This window comes from Planococcus sp. FY231025 (assembly GCF_052078085.1).
Lineage (GTDB): Bacteria > Bacillota > Bacilli > Bacillales_A > Planococcaceae > Planococcus.
On the sequence record NZ_JBQJJG010000005.1, the window covers coordinates 428875 to 443690 of the forward strand.

A 14816-nucleotide genomic window follows, 5' to 3' on the forward strand; every position below is an offset into this window, starting at 1 on the left:
TAAAAAAGGTTACATACATATGAACAGCAAGGGGAAAAGAAAATGCGAGTATTTTTAGAACTGGGCTGGTTTTTCAACGAACGGAAAAAGCAATACGCCATCGGGATTTTCATGCTGCTGATCGTGGCATTTCTCGGCATCCTGCCGCCGCGCATCATCGGCTTTGTCGTCGATGAGATCAGCCGCGGCACACTGACTTCCGGCTATCTCTTTACATGGCTTTCGGTGCTCGCGGGAGCGGCGCTGCTCATGTACGTGCTGCGCTATGCATGGCGGCTGATGATCTTCGGTTCGTCAATCCTGTTGGCACGGAACCTGCGCGAGCAGCTGTTCCGCCATTTCACCCAGATGTCGCCGGCGTTCTACCAGAAACGCCGCGTCGGGGACCTCATGGCGCACGCCACAAACGACCTGCAGGCGGTCCAGCAGACAGCGGGGGCGGGCGTCTTAACACTTGTCGACTCGATTGCGACCGGCGGTTTCGTCATTGCGGCGATGGCGATCACAGTCAACTGGAAACTGACGCTGATCGTGCTGCTGCCGCTGCCGCTGATGGCGTACATGACAAATTACTATGGCAAACTGATGCACAAACGCTTCCACGGCGCACAAGAAGCGTTTTCGGGATTGAACGACAAGACCCAGGAAAGCATCTCGGGCATGAAAGTCATCAAGACGTTCGGCCAGGAAAAGGAAGACGTCGAAGATTTCATGCGCTTGTCCGAAAAAGTGGTGGCCGAAAACATCCAAGTCGCGAAAGTCGATTCGCTTTTCGACCCGACCATTTCCGCAATTATTGGCGTCTGCTACATGCTCGCAATCGGCTTCGGTTCCTATTTCGTCGTCAGCGGCGAAATGACCATCGGCGACCTGGTGGCATTCACCGCGTACCTCGGCCTGCTCGTATGGCCGATGCTCGCGTTCGGCTGGCTCTTCAATATCGTCGAGCGGGGGCGCGCATCCTACGACCGCATCCGCGGACTGCTTGCGGTGGAGCCGGAAATCGAGGACCGATTAGGCGCACTTGACCGGCGCCCGTCCGGCGACATTTCGTTCTCGTTGGAGAAATTCCAGTTTACAGGAGACGAACGGGCCGCGCTCCGCGATATCCATTTCACGATCAAACGGGGCGAAACGCTTGGCATCGCCGGCAAGACCGGATCCGGCAAGTCCGCCATCCTGCGGCTCTTGCTGCGGGAATTCGACAATTACGAAGGCACCATCACGTATGACGGCATTTCCATCAACGATTATAAAAAGCAGCGGCTGCGCGAAGCGATCGGCTATGTGCCGCAGGACCATTTCCTGTTCTCGGCGACCGTCGCCGGCAATATTGCCTTCGCGCGCCCGGAGGCGTCCATGGACGAAATCCACCAGGCCGCGAAGCTTGCCCATATCCATGAAGACATCCTCCAATTCAGCGACGGCTACGACACGGTCGTCGGCGAGCGCGGCGTTTCGCTGTCGGGCGGCCAGAAACAGCGGATCTCGATCGCGCGGGCACTCATGATGCAGCCGGAGCTATTGATCCTCGACGATTCATTGTCTGCGGTCGATGCCAAAACGGAAGAAGCGATCCTTGATTCGCTGAAGAAGATGCGCACCGGCGAGACGACAATCATCACATCGCACCGCTTGAGCGCGATCCAGCATGCGCACCAGATCCTGGTCATGGAAAATGGCACGGTCGCGGAAATCGGCACGCACGAAGAATTGATGCGGAAAAAAGGGCGTTATTACGAAATGTATGAACTGCAGAAACTTGAGGAACTGGTCGAGAAAGGAGGCGAGGCATGATGGAAAAACAGCCGGAACTTACAGGCAAAGACCAATGGCTCGTCTTCAAGCGGCTGCTCGGCTACCTTGCCCCGCATAAGAAAATGCTGGCATTTGCGGTATTTTTACTAGTGCTCACCGTACTCGGCGATGTGCTCGGGCCCTTGCTTATCAAGACGTTCATCGATGACTATTTGACGCCGGGCGAATTTCCGCGCGGCCCGGTCATCGGCCTGGCGCTTGGCTATGCGTTCATCCAGCTATCGAACGTCATCATCAGCTATTTTCAATTACTGAAGTTCCAAGAAGCGGCGCTGATCATCATCCAGCAGCTGCGCATCGACGTGTTCACGAAAGTGCAGAATCTCGGCATGCGCTATTTCGACCGCACGCCGGCAGGCAGCATGGTGTCGCGCGTCACGAATGATACCGAAGCGATCAAGGAAATGTTCGTCAGCGTGCTCATCGGCTTTTTGCAGAGCGCGTTCCTGATCGTCGGCGTCTATATCGCGATGTTCTTCTTGAACGTCAAACTGGCATTGATCACGGTGCTCCTCCTGCCACTCCTCGTGTGGATCATGTACCTGTACCGCAAATACAGCTCCATCTTCTACCAGGACCTGCGCGAGCGGCTCGGCCAGCTCAACGGCAAAATTTCCGAATCGGTCCAGGGCATGGGCATGATCCAGGCATTCGGCCAGGAAGCGAGGCTGCAGGATGAGTTCAACGCCATCAACGACAAGCATTGGCAGGCGGGCAAGCGCAACATCAAAATCGACGGCCTGTTGCTCCGCCCGGCGATCGACTTGGTCTATGCACTCGCGTTGATCATGCTCCTCAGCTACTTCGGCATCACGTCGTTCTCGAACACGGTCGAAGTCGGCGTCATCTATGCGTTCGTCACCTACATCGACCGGTTTTTCGAACCGATCAACCAGGTCATGCAGCGGCTGTCGATTTTCCAGCAGGCGATCGTCGCGGCGTCGCGCGTGTTCGCGCTGCTCGATGAAAAGGACATTGCGCCGCATCAGAACAACACAGCAGGCGAGATTCGCGAAGGCGAAATCGAGTTCCGCAACGTGACGTTCTCGTATGACGGCAAGACGGACGTCCTGAAGAACATCTCGTTTACGGCGCTTCCAGGCCAGACCGTGGCGCTCGTCGGACACACCGGCAGCGGCAAAAGCTCGATCATTAACCTCCTGATGCGCTTTTATGAATTTGCCGAAGGCGACATCCTGATCGACGGGGAATCGGTGAAAGATTACGCGACCCAAGAACTGCGCAATAAAATCGGGCTGGTGCTTCAGGATCCATTCCTGTTCTATGGCACCATCGAAAGCAATATCCGCCTCCACAACCAGAACATGACGGACCAGGAAGTGCGCGAAGCCGCAGAGTTCGTGCAGGCGGATAAATTCATCAATGCCTTGCCGGACGGCTATCAGCAAGTCGTCACCGAACGCGGATCGACGTTCTCGAGCGGGCAGCGCCAATTGGTCGCATTCGCCCGTACGATGGCCACCGACCCGAAAATCCTGGTGTTGGATGAAGCGACGGCGAACATCGATACGGAAACGGAAGTAGCCATCCAGCAGGGGCTGGAGCATATGCGCCAAGGCCGTACAACGATCGCCATCGCCCACCGCCTCAGCACGATCCAGGACGCCGACTCCATCCTGGTGCTCCACCACGGCGAAATCGTCGAACGGGGAACGCACCAGCAGCTCTTGATGCATCGCGGGCTCTACCACAAGATGTACCTGCTCCAAAACGGCATCGTCGAAACAGCGAAATGAATGAAGGAGAGGCGGCTTCGGCCGCCTTTTTTATATAGCTGAAGGAAAGGGAGAGGGAAGAAGCCGATGACCAAAACATTCATTCTATTAAATTCCCTGCTCATCCCGTACCATGCGGGCGTCGTCTTTGCGATGGCGATGAGCATGGCGCAGGCCCACACCAACCAGGAAATTATCGATAACCTTTACTGGATCATACCGGTGAATCTGGTGTTTGCATCGCTTCCGAACCTGTTGATCGTCTTCCTTTACATCCTGCAGAAGAAAACGGCAGGGCTCATGAAGAGCTTCCTGTTGGCGGAAGGCTATGTGATCTTGCTCCAAGCTGTGCTGCACGCAGCGCTGATCCTTTTCAGCCTCTACGGGCCGAATATCTGAGCCGGATACTTTGGGCAGTAAAAAAATGCTCCGGTGACGTGAAATGGACATGCAGAAGCGAAGGTCTATGGAGAAAATACATGTAGAAAACTACATAAGGTTTTATTAAAAAAAGACAAAACCGTAACAAGAAAACAGCAAAGAGCGCGTCAGAAAATGAAAGGGAGCGTTGAAGCATGTCTCACGGGACGGCTTAGATGGCCTGAGAAACGTAACGGCTCGTCTTTGTCCACAAAGATGTCACAGGCAGAGGGGCGGTGTTGGGCTGGGATATTTGGTAAGATAGGGGGAGTAAAGTAAGGGAGTGACAAGTGTGGGCACTGATATCAATTTATTTCTGGCATTCGGTGCGGGGTTCTTGAGTTTCATCTCCCCGTGTACGCTGCCTTTATATCCAGCGTTCTTGTCGTATATCACCGGGATGACGATCGACGAAATCCAGAACGACAAGAAAGTCATGCGGCGTCGCGGCATGTACCATACGCTATTTTTCCTTTTGGGCTTTTCATCGATCTTCATCGCCCTCGGATTCAGCACTTCATTTTTCTATGAATGGTTCTTGCGCTACGATGATCTGATCCGCCAGCTTGGCGCGATTTTCATCGTGATCTTCGGTTTGATCGTCATCGGCGTCTTTTCGCCGAAGTTCCTGATGCAGGACCGGAAGTTCTCGTTCAAAAACCGGCCATCAGGGTTCCTGGGTACGTTCATCATCGGGGTGGCCTTTGCAGCTGGCTGGACGCCGTGCACCGGTCCGATCACAGCGGCCATCTATGCGCTCGCTGCGACCAATCCGAGTTCGGGCATCTGGTATATGCTCGCGTACGTGCTCGGCTTCGGCATCCCGTTCTTCGTGCTATCGTTCTTCGTCGCACAGACGGGCTGGCTCCGCCGCAACAGCCAGAAGATCATGAAAGCCGGGGGCTACGTCATGATCGGGGTCGGCATCTTGCTTTTCTTCGACGGAATGACGTATATTATACGTATCTTAAGCCCGTTTTTCGGAGACTTCCAAGGATTTTAACTTATAGAGCAGGTGGAGAAATGAAAGAAAGATTAATAATAGAAGAAACAACGCCATTTGCCCTATGCAGCAAGGAGGGAGCCCATGCTTGAAATGATTCCGCCTGAGCTGATGCTGATTGCGACGACGGTCGGAGCGCTCGGCATGGGGATTCTCGCCATTTTCGTCCGTTCGAAGTCGGCGAAAAAGCCCGCATCGGCCAAGAAGATCATCTTGCCGCCGCTGTTCATGTCGACGGGTGCCTTGATGTTCATCTTCCCGTTTTTCCGGGTGGCCCCGCTGCAGATCGTGGAAGCGTTGGCAGTCGGCATGCTGTTTTCGTCCGTGTTGATCTGGACATCGAAATTCGAAGTCCGGGACGGCGACATTTACTTGAAACGATCGAAAGCCTTCGTCTTCATCCTGATCGGCTTGCTTTTGATCCGACTGGTCGGCAAAGTGGTGCTGAGCGACACGATCGATGTCGGCGAACTGGGCGGCATGTTCTGGCTGCTCGCGTTCGGCATGATCGTGCCTTGGCGCCTTGCGATGTACATGCAGTACCGCAAATTGCAGCAAAAACTAGAAAACGCTGTTCCTCAATGAGGAGCAGCGTTTTTTTTAGTGACCGAAATACTGTTCATATGGCTGGATGTCAATCTGCATTTCCGCGAGCTTTTTGCGCAGGAATTTATGGTCGCGCTTTGGCGTCGCTTCGATATAGCCGCGGATGATGTGTTCGAGCTTGATCGATTTCGCTTTTTCTGCCAAAAGAATCTGGCCGATCTTCCCGGCGATCTTCTGCTTCGCAACCGGGCGGAACAGATCCGGAACCGGCTGCACCAATTCGTTCAATAGGGCTTTTTCTTCCGTTCCCCACAGATGGATGGTTTTATCGACATAGTATTCTTCCCAGTTCAAATCCGACAATCCGTCTTTTTTCGGCATGGACTTGAGGAATTTCCGGAACATGAAAAAGCCGCCAATGGCAAACAGTCCGACCAGTACCACGACCCAGAAAAGGATAAAATATAAAAACCAGCCTTCAAGTGCCACGTTGTTCACCTCGTTTATTCGTACCTCCATCTATTATAAAAGCAATTCTTCAAAAATTCATCAAAAAAGGTATCCTCTTTCCGCATTTGTGTCTATATAGCGAATGAAAGGAGGTGATCGACATGGCAGTAGCAGAATTCAAAAGCGCAAGCATCCGCTGTACCTTCGACAATGGCCTTGACGAAGAGGGCAAGACGAAGAAGAAATTGAAATCGTACCACAACGTGGCTGAACTGGCAGGAGCTGACGCAATCGTTGCAACAGTGAACGTCCTGGCAGGGTTTGGCACGAAGCCGCTGATGTTCCTTGAGAAGCAATCAGGGCAGAACATTTACGCGTAACCATTAAAAAAGGGGGAATAAGGAATGGCTAAAACATTGGAACTGATTTTCGAGACTGCGGCAGGCAAGGAAGCGACGCTGTCGGTGGAGGATCCGAGAGAGGATCTGACGCCGCTTGAACTCCAAACCGGCATGCAGTCGATCATCGCTCAAAACGTCTTCGTCGTAGAAGGCTCAGCATTCACCGTCGCGAAAGCGGCCCGCATCGTCGAACGCAATGTCGTCGATTTCACCATCTAAACAAAGTGGCTTGAAGCTCTCCTCGCAAGGGGGAGCTTTTTCTAGTAGAAAGGAGTGACAGGATGGATGAGTGGATGCGGTTGATCCAGGAAGTGGGATTCCCGATCTTTGTGTCATTTTACTTGATGCACCGGGTGGAATCGAAACTTGAAGCGATCCACGATGCGCTGGTCGCCATTAAAGTTTCCTAACAAAAGTTGAAATCTATGCAAGGAAGCTGCCTGATTCGAATGCGATTCGGGCAGCTTTATTTGTTGCAGCTAATTTTGGAAGAGGAAAACCGTCCGTAAAAGTATCGAGAATCCAGTGAACGTTCGTAAAGAGGCTAGGGACCTTTACGAACGTTCTTTTTTGTGTTTTTTAATCCTATAGGGGGTGTTCGTAAATGTGTACTTTTACGAACGGTTTCATTTTCCAAAATATCTAGCTATTAATTTTCGTTCTAAGTATATTTACTATAAGAGTTTTAATTCCAATGCTAAAAAGATAACTAAGGGGGAACTATGGAACAAAGTAAAATTCGCACAAGAAACGACGAGGATGGAATCACGGTGTTAATTGGGAAAAATAACGTACAAGCATCCATTCTGTATATCCAAACAAATAAAATTAAAAGGGCAAAGGTTACCTATTCCTATGAAGAATCCCACATCGATTTCCTTAGTGAATGCCCAACCATCGAGTCTTTTATCCTGGAAGGTCCGAATGTGAAGAATGTGAGTGGACTCTATCACTTGAAGCGGCTCAAAGCTTTGTCCATCAATGACACGGCTCCTTCCCTGGCAGTTGATTTCAACCAATTGACTACGTTGGAAAAGTTCTACGGCACACTGCCGCCAAAAGCGGTGGCCATCGGCAGCCTGATCAACTTGAAGAAGATGCAGGTTTCAGGCTATAAATCAAAAGAGAAAAACCTGAAGGCGTTCACAGGCCTGAAAGCGCTCGAAGATCTCGAGCTCATCCGCTCCAACATCACGTCCCTGGAAGGGATCCAAGGATTGAAGAAGTTGCGGCGCCTGGGCCTGTTCAGCATGAGAAGCTTGATGGACATCAGCGCGATACAGCATTTGACGGGAAAGTTGAAGAATCTCGAAATAGAGTCAGCGAAAAAAATAGAGGATTTTTCTCCTATAGGCAAGGTCCGGTCGCTTGAAGATTTAGCTTTGAATAACTGTGGAACGATTCCATCCATCGGTTTCATAAAACACCTCCCTCATCTAAAAAGCATGAAATTTTGGGATTCCACGGTAGTAGATGGAGACGTCTCCCCGTGCCTCGAGCTGGAATACGTTTATTTCACGAATAAGAAACATTATTCCCACAAGCTGCTGGAAGGGGATAGGTTCAGTGACCGACCCCTTTTTATAGAAAAATCATTGCCGCAAGACGTTGAAATAATCCAGCAAAACGCAAATCAGTTGGAGCAGCCTTTACCTACTCAGGCTTGGAAAATTCGAATGGACGAAGGAGACGACCTGTTTACAGAAGAAAATATAGCCGCAGCAGAGAAAGTGCTCCAAGCGTATAGTGAAGGCATTTCACATCTTCAAAATCCGGGTGACGAAGAAATCCTTCGGAAAGTAAAGGAAACGATCCTTCGTTTAAATGCATTAAATGAAAAATATGATTCCTTCATCGAGACACTGGAACGGGAAGAACTTTATGATTTCATCCTAGAAAAAGCGCAAAACGCTGGTTTAGAGACAGAGGAAGATATTACCGAAGAATGGCGGGAATGGTAGAGGGGAATTTTACAAGAAGGATATAAGCTGAGGTATGGGACAAATGAAAGGCGCTACCTTAGCGAAAGTGAATGTAACTTAAGTGCAGTTAAGTTACATTCAGTTAAAAATTAGGAAATAACAATATGGAACTTTAAAAAAAGGAGGCTAGTAGATTGGATGAATTTTTACATGAACAAACAAATCGATTACAGGACAAGAATATTAGCTTTACACTAGTGCCAAACAAAGAGAATGAGCTAGAGCAACAATGGGAAGAAGCTTTTACCAAGAACATTAGCCAATCGCAAAAGAGAAAGATGTCTTTTGAGCAATGCATGTGGAATGTATTTAGCCGGGGGAAAATCGAGTGTTTAAAAGAGAAACGGGCGATAGAAGCATTTGATTTACAGAAAAAAGCAGGGTGCTATCTTATTTGCACATCCAGCGAAGAAGCAATACACATCCCAAAAGCTACTCGACTTAAAGCGAAAGACATCATTCATGTAGGCAGTGATCTTTATATCGTCGATGAACACTTCACCTGGACTTATGTCGTAACTCACGAAGAAGACTGCGGTCCGTATTTTTATAAACCTTAAAATGTTTTCTCAATATCTGAATGTAACTTAATGTGAATTAAGTTACATTCAATCTAAGAAAATTAGTTTTTGTGTAGCAATCAACCAGAGGAGTAGAAAGGGTGCAAAGTCGTGAACTGGAATAAGCTTAATGATCAGGTAGACATTGAAAATTTTATGGAACTCTTCGGGGGATTTCATGACAGCTGCCTAAAAGAACTTTATATGTGTACCGAGACTTCCGTTGATGAAGAATTCTCTATGATCATGTCAATCGAATTGGACACCTGTGTCCGTGTCTTGTTCCAGAGACAAGTCCCTGAACCCTCTGCCATTGAGTTACTCTTTAAAGGCGTCACCCAGTTCCATGTGGTTCCTCGTGCGGAAGGCCAAGATGCCATCATTTATGGAGCAAAGCTTATGGTCAAGGAAGGGCTCTTCTATTGGGCAGAGGATGAAGAGTGGCAAATCAATCAACCGTTTCTTCACCCCATAAGCTGGATTTCCGCTAAAGAGCTTTTCTGGCGTGATGTAAGTTCGTGGATGGGCGAAAAACAACGATATGGGGTACTTAAAGATGAAGAAAATCAGTGAATGGTTTTAAGTTCGAATGTAACTTATTAGCAATTAAGTTACATTCAAAGTACTTGATTTATCTTAATTCTAGTAACGTAGGAAAAAGGAAAGTATTGAAAAATTTAAGCTATATAGCTGGTTAGCAACCAGCCGTGATAAGGATGATTATTGAAATTAACGGCTACTTCAACCAAGCCTTATTGACCGGTAAAAAATGTTCCAACCAGCAATTGAGGCAGATGTATCGACAAGCAGAACAATTAACTTTTGAGACTCGTGATTTTGCCAATGTGTTTTGCCGGCTTCATAACTTTGATCAACTTCCGTATTCAGAGGATATAAAAGTTGATTTTGTCTTGGATATGGATACCGGCAGGATCTACTCTCCGAGTTACTAACTTTTAGGAACCATTTTTCGAGACTTTTTGTTAAATCTGAATGTAACTTAACTCTAATTAAGTTACATTCACTTACCCAATTCCATGCGCTTTATTAGAAAATCCACGAAACTGATTTCAAACGAAAATATGATACATTCAAAAGGCCGTGCCATAAGGTTTGAAAACTCGCATTTCAAAAGGATTTGGGTTTACCCATCAAGCGTTATTGAAAGAAAAAAAGTTTGTAAATCCTGTGTTGGAATTATTTAAGCCGTTATTAACCAGTTTCGTATTTGCAGCGAAATGATCGCTGGTTATGAGGCGATCCCAGGAACACCATATGATTGGAGGCAGGATACATATGAGTAACATAAACATCCAAGCGTTATGAAGGTAACTGAAAAACAAAAAACAATTTTTGTTTTAGTGCTGGCAATCCTTGTCTTTATTAACTCCATTGTAGGGGTCATCCACCAAATAGTATTTTCATGGTTTCTGCTTATTTACAGCCTGTCAATTCTGCTCTTTATTGTCTTTACATATAAGGACTGGAATAAAACCGAATAATGGAGAAAATGCCTTTCCAATTGTTGGCGGAAGGGCATTTATGTATTTTCTTAACGAGCAGTGACCTGGCTTAGCTGAAAAAAATTGACTGGGTAACCATTTTATATAAAACATTGCTTTACAATCTTCGTAAGATCTCAATTATAATGAATTAGGTTTACATATCAGGAGTTATCGGAAGAGAAGAAGCTTATAAAAGAGCTTCTTCTTTTTTGTCTCACAAAAAATCCTTTTAAGAACGAGTTTTAGAACAAATAAGGTGTTTTTGTACAATGAAGTTAATCAACTGCATATAGAAGAAAAAGATATTGAAATATTTAATCTATAAAATGGTTTTATTTGGTATATTAGGGATAAAGCTTTTGTGTTTAATCTGAAGGGGTCAAATGTGTGTCCCGGCGAACAAGAAATGAAGCTTGAAACACAGAAAAATGATCATAAAAAAGGGAAGAAAGTGAGGAAAACGAATGAAAGCCTTCCTAGATGTTCTGTTCAGATTTTTTTATGTATCGATTGGGCTAATTTTGGTAAGCGCTTTCACGGGGTTGTTTACCCATGGCATTCAGCTGGATGGCGGATTGTTCCTTTCCCATATCGTTCATATCCTGGAATCTCTAATTTCGCCAACCAATCTTTCAGTGATCGGTCCGACCGGAATGGAGTACTCCATTTTCCTTCAGTTTTGGAATCATTATTTCTATTCCTTAACGATTTTTTTGTCGGCGCTGCTTTTATCCTTGCTCATCGGTATTGGATTGGCTTATTTAACGACGCTGCTTCCCGAGAAGCGTCTCCAATTGGTTTCGAAGACCATCTCGTTGTTGGAAGCGTTGCCGGATTTATTCATTATCATTGTTATCCAGTACGGGGTCCTGTATTACTTCAAGCAAACCGGAACGCTGTTATTTCCAGTGGCAGGGACCGGACAAAACAAATCCTATTTGCTGCCGATTTTGGCACTGGCGCTCATTCCAACCTTGATGATGTACAAAGTGATTTTGTTCCTGGTGCGGGATGAACTGGGAAAAACCTATGTAAATCTGGCGAAGAGCAAAGGCTTCAGCCAGACGTACGTGTTTTTTCATCACATTTTGCGGAACATCACTCCGAGTATTTTTAGCCACAGCAAGTCAATCGTGCTGCTGCTCCTATCATCGATGGTCATCTTTGAACGGATCTTTAACATTAATGGCATCTTCACCTATATCATGACCTATCCGGAACCGAATGTCATCGCCTTTACGCTGATTCTCTTCTATTTGCCCATTTTCCTATTGTATGCATTCGTGACACTGGTCATCAACAAAACGACCGGTCAGAGATTGGAGTGGTGAACCGTGTATCTGTTCAAACGACTCGTAAAGAATAAATTGTTTTTAGCCGGCTTCAGCCTCATTGCCGGTTGTTTCTTCGTCAGCCTCTTCTATTTCATCTTTTTCGATGATCACATACCGGTGGCTTCCTTGCTCTATGGTGAAAACGGCAAACCACTTCCGGCTCCGTACAACGGTTCTGTCTATCCTCCTTTTGGAACGGATGAATTTGGACGTAACATCGCCATTGTCATGCTTGTCGGCGCCAAATACACCATCGGCGCTGCCTTGCTCATTACGGTGCTGCGGGTAGTGCCAGCGGTTTTTATTGGCTTGTTCCTCCAATTTTTTCTGAAAGGACTAAAAAGGCCGCTAAAATCGATTGCAGACGCCATCAATTACTTTCCGATTACCTTGCTGGCTTTTCTGTTATTGAATTGGGCCACTCGGGAAGGGGTTTTGATGCAAGAAGATATCCCTTCTTTCGGGATGCGGATTCTGCTGTATATTGCCGTCCTTTCGCTGATATTCATTCCTTTGAATTCGGTTCTGATTGCCAATGAAGTGGAGTTGATCTACCGGAAGGAATTCATCGAATGTTCGAGGACGCTCGGAGCCGGTACGTGGCAAATCATCACCCGGCACATTCGTCCATTCCTGATTCCTCAGTTATTTGTCATCTTTATCCGGGAGTTTATCCAAACGCTCATTTTGATGGCGCACCTGGGGATTCTCGGCATTTTCATCGGCGGAACGGTTTTCATGGAAAATCTATTCGGCAGAAGTACCGCGGCTTCGCAGTCCGGTGAGTGGGCAGGCACACTTGGGATGTGGTGGGATTACCTGTGGACGTCTTATCCCTGGATTGCCTTCATCCCGATGGTGTTCTTGACGCTGCTGATCCTGGCTGCTAAAGCGATGCTGGATAGATTGAATCAGGTTATCTCTTCGGAAGAAGAAGGGAAGAAAGAAGAACTGCAGAAAACCGTTGCCCAACCCAAGCTCGATGTATTAGCGCCATTTCAGCTGTTACATTCTAGGAATCAATAATTGGATGAAGTGGTATTGTGCAATAAAATATAAAATCGAGTTTACATATGAGGGATTATCGGCAGGGAAGGGACTTCATAAAAAGTCTCTTCCTTTTTTCCTTTGTGTAAGTGTACTTCTACAAAAGCTTGTATTTCCAAAATTATCTAGCTATTAATTTGAGTTCTAAGTATATTTAACAAAAGAGGTTCAATTCTATTCTTAGAGATATAAAAATGAAAAGTCTTTTAAAAATCTGAAGATAATTTTTGATGTAAAGACTAGTAATCGAATGTAACTTAAGTGCAGTTAAGTTACATTCACATTCGTATTTTAATGTGTTTTCAACTAAAGTTTCGAAATGGAGGGGACAATAGTGAGATTAAGTGGGCAAGCTGTTGAAGAGCAATTAATGGCAACGAACTATATTGATACAGAGTTAAAGGAATTATATTATGACAACAGCAAGCACTTAGTGACAATGAAGTATATGGGCTCAAGAGATGATGAAGTAGAAGATAGAGAATATACCGTTCTGTTTAAGGAATGTTTTTCCGCCATCTTCAATACCTGGTTGGAAGGGGCAGAGGGAGATATTCCACAATCGCCCAATGACGCGGCTTTCTATTTTCATGACATTTCGATTAGAGAAATTGTCGTGGAAGGTGTTCCTCTTTATCAAGTTAAAATGGTTATTCCCATGATGGATTGTCAGATTACCTGTAAATCGATTGAGATAGTTAGATGCGGAGTCTGAATGTAACTTATTGTGAATTAAGTTACATTCGAAGCCTTTATTCTAAAGAAATTTAAAGAGTAGCATTATAGAAAAAGCATTTCTAAAATACTTTCTAAAATAAGAAAGGTAGGAGGAGGAAAACATAGATACGAAACCAGTGAAGTGGAAAGAACTGATGCTAAACGGCAGTATAATTCTTTTTGGCAAAACCGACCTTTTAGAAAAAAATATTAAAAAGATAGAATCTGAAGGATTTGAGGTAGTTCGGTTTGATTGCAGAGAATGGGATGAAGAGATTTTCCATAAAGAAGTTGCGAGGAAATTGAATTTTCCAGCTTACTACGGTGAAAACCTAGCTGCGTTTAGTGATTGTCTATCTGATTTACCAATAAATAATACGGGCATTTTGTTGGTTTTCACTCATTACGAGTTCTTCCTCGCGAAACATCCTGAAGTAGCTATTGCTATGTTAGAGGTCGTCCATATAAACTCTTGGAGATTTTTACTCGAAGGAAAAGCAGTAATGAGTTTTATTCAATCAACTGATCCGAGAATGTTGCTCCCTGCCATAGGTGGAATGGTTCCCGATTGGAATGGAGAAGAATGGTTTGATAAAGACCGAGGGATATAAATTAAATAAATTGAATGTAACTTAATAGCAATTAAGTTACATTCAAATCCAAATAGAACAGATAGAAAACAATTTCAAACAGCTTTTTAAGTGTTCTTTTGATTATGAAGAGATTAAATTATTTTCCAGTTTTAATTACTAAGACTGTTCCATCGATTTTTGCTGGCAGCGACTCCATAACGCTACCTCTCCAGTATATCTTGACCTTATCACCAATCTGAAACTCGGTGCTGAGCTGCCTATTTATTAGCGGGATTTGATAAATCGTTCCTGGACTTCTATTATCCGTACTCCCTTCATCCAGAAAGCGAGAAGTATCGGCTTGCGCTTGAACTGCCTCAATGATTTCGGCCTTTGTCTTTCCTTCGGTTTCATCTGGTTCGAGTTCTACTACCCAGATATTTTCGGTGCGTAAATCTCCATAGGGATTCAATTCCATTTCTTGATACACATAGCCTGTTGTTGATCGCAAGCTTATAAACCAGATGATGAACACAAGAAGAATAAGCAGTAGAATGGCGGAAATTTCCTTTAATAGTTTCTTCATTGGTGGCCTCCTCTTACATCTCTATTAAATATTAACATAATTTTCCATTTGATCGGACGTCATTATACTATTTGAAGGTGCAGGAAAAGACGGAGAATAAGGGGCAACGCAGGTGAAAACTGTGGGTTAGCCAACAAAT

18 protein-coding genes are annotated in these 14816 nt (G+C 45.9%); 16 read left to right on the top strand and 2 right to left on the bottom strand.

The features are described from left to right. The first annotated feature begins 42 nt into the window (after positions 1–42). The 5 genes from ACTL32_RS08475 to ACTL32_RS08495 all read left to right on the top strand — a co-directional run bounded on the left by ACTL32_RS08475 (position 43) and on the right by ACTL32_RS08495 (position 5562). Entirely contained in the window at positions 43–1797 is a 1755-nt protein-coding gene (locus ACTL32_RS08475) for an ABC transporter ATP-binding protein (protein ID WP_441341030.1), read from the top strand. Further along, positions 1797–3575 carry an ABC transporter ATP-binding protein gene (locus tag ACTL32_RS08480; protein WP_441341209.1) on the top strand — a complete coding sequence of 593 codons (1779 nt, stop codon included), beginning with the start codon at positions 1797–1799 and terminating at the stop codon, positions 3573–3575. The genes ACTL32_RS08475 and ACTL32_RS08480 overlap by 1 nt, the downstream gene beginning before the upstream one ends. Positions 3576–3641: 66 nt before the next feature. After that, entirely contained in the window at positions 3642–3953 is a 312-nt protein-coding gene (locus ACTL32_RS08485; RefSeq protein ID WP_441341031.1) for a hypothetical protein, read from the top strand. A gap of 313 nt (positions 3954–4266) precedes the next feature. Further along, the gene (locus tag ACTL32_RS08490; RefSeq protein WP_441341032.1) at positions 4267–4977 is read left to right on the top strand and encodes a cytochrome c biogenesis CcdA family protein; all 711 of its coding nucleotides are present in this window, start codon (positions 4267–4269) and stop codon (positions 4975–4977) included. Between the two features lie 84 nt (positions 4978–5061). Further along, positions 5062–5562 (top strand): CcdC family protein, encoded by a 501-nt coding sequence (locus ACTL32_RS08495; RefSeq protein ID WP_441341033.1) that lies wholly within the window; start codon positions 5062–5064, stop codon positions 5560–5562. A 15-nt stretch (positions 5563–5577) separates the two neighbouring features. Here the strand turns inward: ACTL32_RS08495 and ACTL32_RS08500 are convergent, their stop codons facing one another. Beyond that, a complete protein-coding gene (locus ACTL32_RS08500) occupies positions 5578–6042 on the bottom strand; it encodes a DUF2621 family protein (protein ID WP_441341034.1) in 465 nt (154 codons plus the stop codon). A 92-nt stretch (positions 6043–6134) separates the two neighbouring features. Here ACTL32_RS08500 and ACTL32_RS08505 point away from each other — a divergent pair, with 92 nt between their 5' ends. The 11 genes from ACTL32_RS08505 (at position 6135) to ACTL32_RS08555 (ending at position 14130) form a co-directional block, all read left to right on the top strand. Further along, positions 6135–6353, top strand: a complete 219-nt coding sequence (locus tag ACTL32_RS08505; protein WP_441341035.1) for a DUF1659 domain-containing protein — start codon at positions 6135–6137, stop codon at positions 6351–6353. Positions 6354–6377: 24 nt separating this feature from the next. Beyond that, on the top strand, positions 6378–6593 hold the full coding sequence (locus tag ACTL32_RS08510; RefSeq protein ID WP_441341036.1) for a DUF2922 domain-containing protein: 216 nt from the start codon (positions 6378–6380) through the stop codon (positions 6591–6593). Between the two features lie 62 nt (positions 6594–6655). Next, on the top strand, positions 6656–6784 hold the full coding sequence (locus tag ACTL32_RS08515; protein WP_204890565.1) for a YvrJ family protein: 129 nt from the start codon (positions 6656–6658) through the stop codon (positions 6782–6784). A gap of 1266 nt (positions 6785–8050) precedes the next feature. Then, the gene (locus ACTL32_RS08520; protein ID WP_441341210.1) at positions 8051–8335 is read left to right on the top strand and encodes a hypothetical protein; all 285 of its coding nucleotides are present in this window, start codon (positions 8051–8053) and stop codon (positions 8333–8335) included. Positions 8336–8490: 155 nt separating this feature from the next. Further along, positions 8491–8916, top strand: coding sequence for a DUF4275 family protein (locus ACTL32_RS08525; protein WP_441341037.1), 426 nt, complete (start codon positions 8491–8493; stop codon positions 8914–8916). A gap of 111 nt (positions 8917–9027) precedes the next feature. After that, the gene (locus ACTL32_RS08530) at positions 9028–9489 is read left to right on the top strand and encodes a hypothetical protein (protein WP_441341038.1); all 462 of its coding nucleotides are present in this window, start codon (positions 9028–9030) and stop codon (positions 9487–9489) included. A gap of 143 nt (positions 9490–9632) precedes the next feature. Next, the gene (locus tag ACTL32_RS08535; RefSeq protein WP_441341039.1) at positions 9633–9869 is read left to right on the top strand and encodes a hypothetical protein; all 237 of its coding nucleotides are present in this window, start codon (positions 9633–9635) and stop codon (positions 9867–9869) included. A 1016-nt stretch (positions 9870–10885) separates the two neighbouring features. After that, positions 10886–11752: an ABC transporter permease subunit gene (locus ACTL32_RS08540; protein WP_441341040.1), complete on the top strand. Its 867-nt coding sequence runs from the start codon at positions 10886–10888 to the stop codon at positions 11750–11752. Between the two features lie 3 nt (positions 11753–11755). Further along, the gene (locus ACTL32_RS08545; protein WP_441341041.1) at positions 11756–12781 is read left to right on the top strand and encodes an ABC transporter permease; all 1026 of its coding nucleotides are present in this window, start codon (positions 11756–11758) and stop codon (positions 12779–12781) included. A gap of 355 nt (positions 12782–13136) precedes the next feature. Then, positions 13137–13517: a hypothetical protein gene (locus ACTL32_RS08550; RefSeq protein WP_441341042.1), complete on the top strand. Its 381-nt coding sequence runs from the start codon at positions 13137–13139 to the stop codon at positions 13515–13517. Positions 13518–13656: 139 nt separating this feature from the next. Next, positions 13657–14130 carry a barstar family protein gene (locus ACTL32_RS08555; RefSeq protein ID WP_441341043.1) on the top strand — a complete coding sequence of 158 codons (474 nt, stop codon included), beginning with the start codon at positions 13657–13659 and terminating at the stop codon, positions 14128–14130. 118 nt (positions 14131–14248) lie between these two features. On the opposite strand, the gene ACTL32_RS08560 is transcribed toward ACTL32_RS08555, so the two are convergent. Then, a complete protein-coding gene (locus tag ACTL32_RS08560) occupies positions 14249–14677 on the bottom strand; it encodes a hypothetical protein (RefSeq protein WP_441341044.1) in 429 nt (142 codons plus the stop codon). Between the last annotated feature and the right edge of the window lie 139 nt (positions 14678–14816).

Excerpts from the sequence above, each read along its gene's own strand:
- ACTL32_RS08475 (WP_441341030.1), top strand. The coding sequence starts at position 43 with ATGCGAGTATTTTTAGAACTGGGCTGGTTTTTCAACGAACGGAAAAAG.
- ACTL32_RS08480 (WP_441341209.1), top strand. The coding sequence starts at position 1,797 with ATGGAAAAACAGCCGGAACTTACAGGCAAAGACCAATGGCTCGTCTTC.
- ACTL32_RS08485 (WP_441341031.1), top strand. The coding sequence starts at position 3,642 with ATGACCAAAACATTCATTCTATTAAATTCCCTGCTCATCCCGTACCAT.
- ACTL32_RS08495 (WP_441341033.1), top strand. The coding sequence starts at position 5,062 with ATGCTTGAAATGATTCCGCCTGAGCTGATGCTGATTGCGACGACGGTC.
- ACTL32_RS08500 (WP_441341034.1), bottom strand. The coding sequence starts at position 6,042 with ATGGAGGTACGAATAAACGAGGTGAACAACGTGGCACTTGAAGGCTGG.
- ACTL32_RS08505 (WP_441341035.1), top strand. The coding sequence starts at position 6,135 with ATGGCAGTAGCAGAATTCAAAAGCGCAAGCATCCGCTGTACCTTCGAC.
- ACTL32_RS08510 (WP_441341036.1), top strand. The coding sequence starts at position 6,378 with ATGGCTAAAACATTGGAACTGATTTTCGAGACTGCGGCAGGCAAGGAA.
- ACTL32_RS08515 (WP_204890565.1), top strand. The coding sequence starts at position 6,656 with ATGGATGAGTGGATGCGGTTGATCCAGGAAGTGGGATTCCCGATCTTT.
- ACTL32_RS08520 (WP_441341210.1), top strand. The coding sequence starts at position 8,051 with ATGGACGAAGGAGACGACCTGTTTACAGAAGAAAATATAGCCGCAGCA.
- ACTL32_RS08535 (WP_441341039.1), top strand. The coding sequence starts at position 9,633 with ATGATTATTGAAATTAACGGCTACTTCAACCAAGCCTTATTGACCGGT.
- ACTL32_RS08540 (WP_441341040.1), top strand. The coding sequence starts at position 10,886 with ATGAAAGCCTTCCTAGATGTTCTGTTCAGATTTTTTTATGTATCGATT.
- ACTL32_RS08560 (WP_441341044.1), bottom strand. The coding sequence starts at position 14,677 with ATGAAGAAACTATTAAAGGAAATTTCCGCCATTCTACTGCTTATTCTT.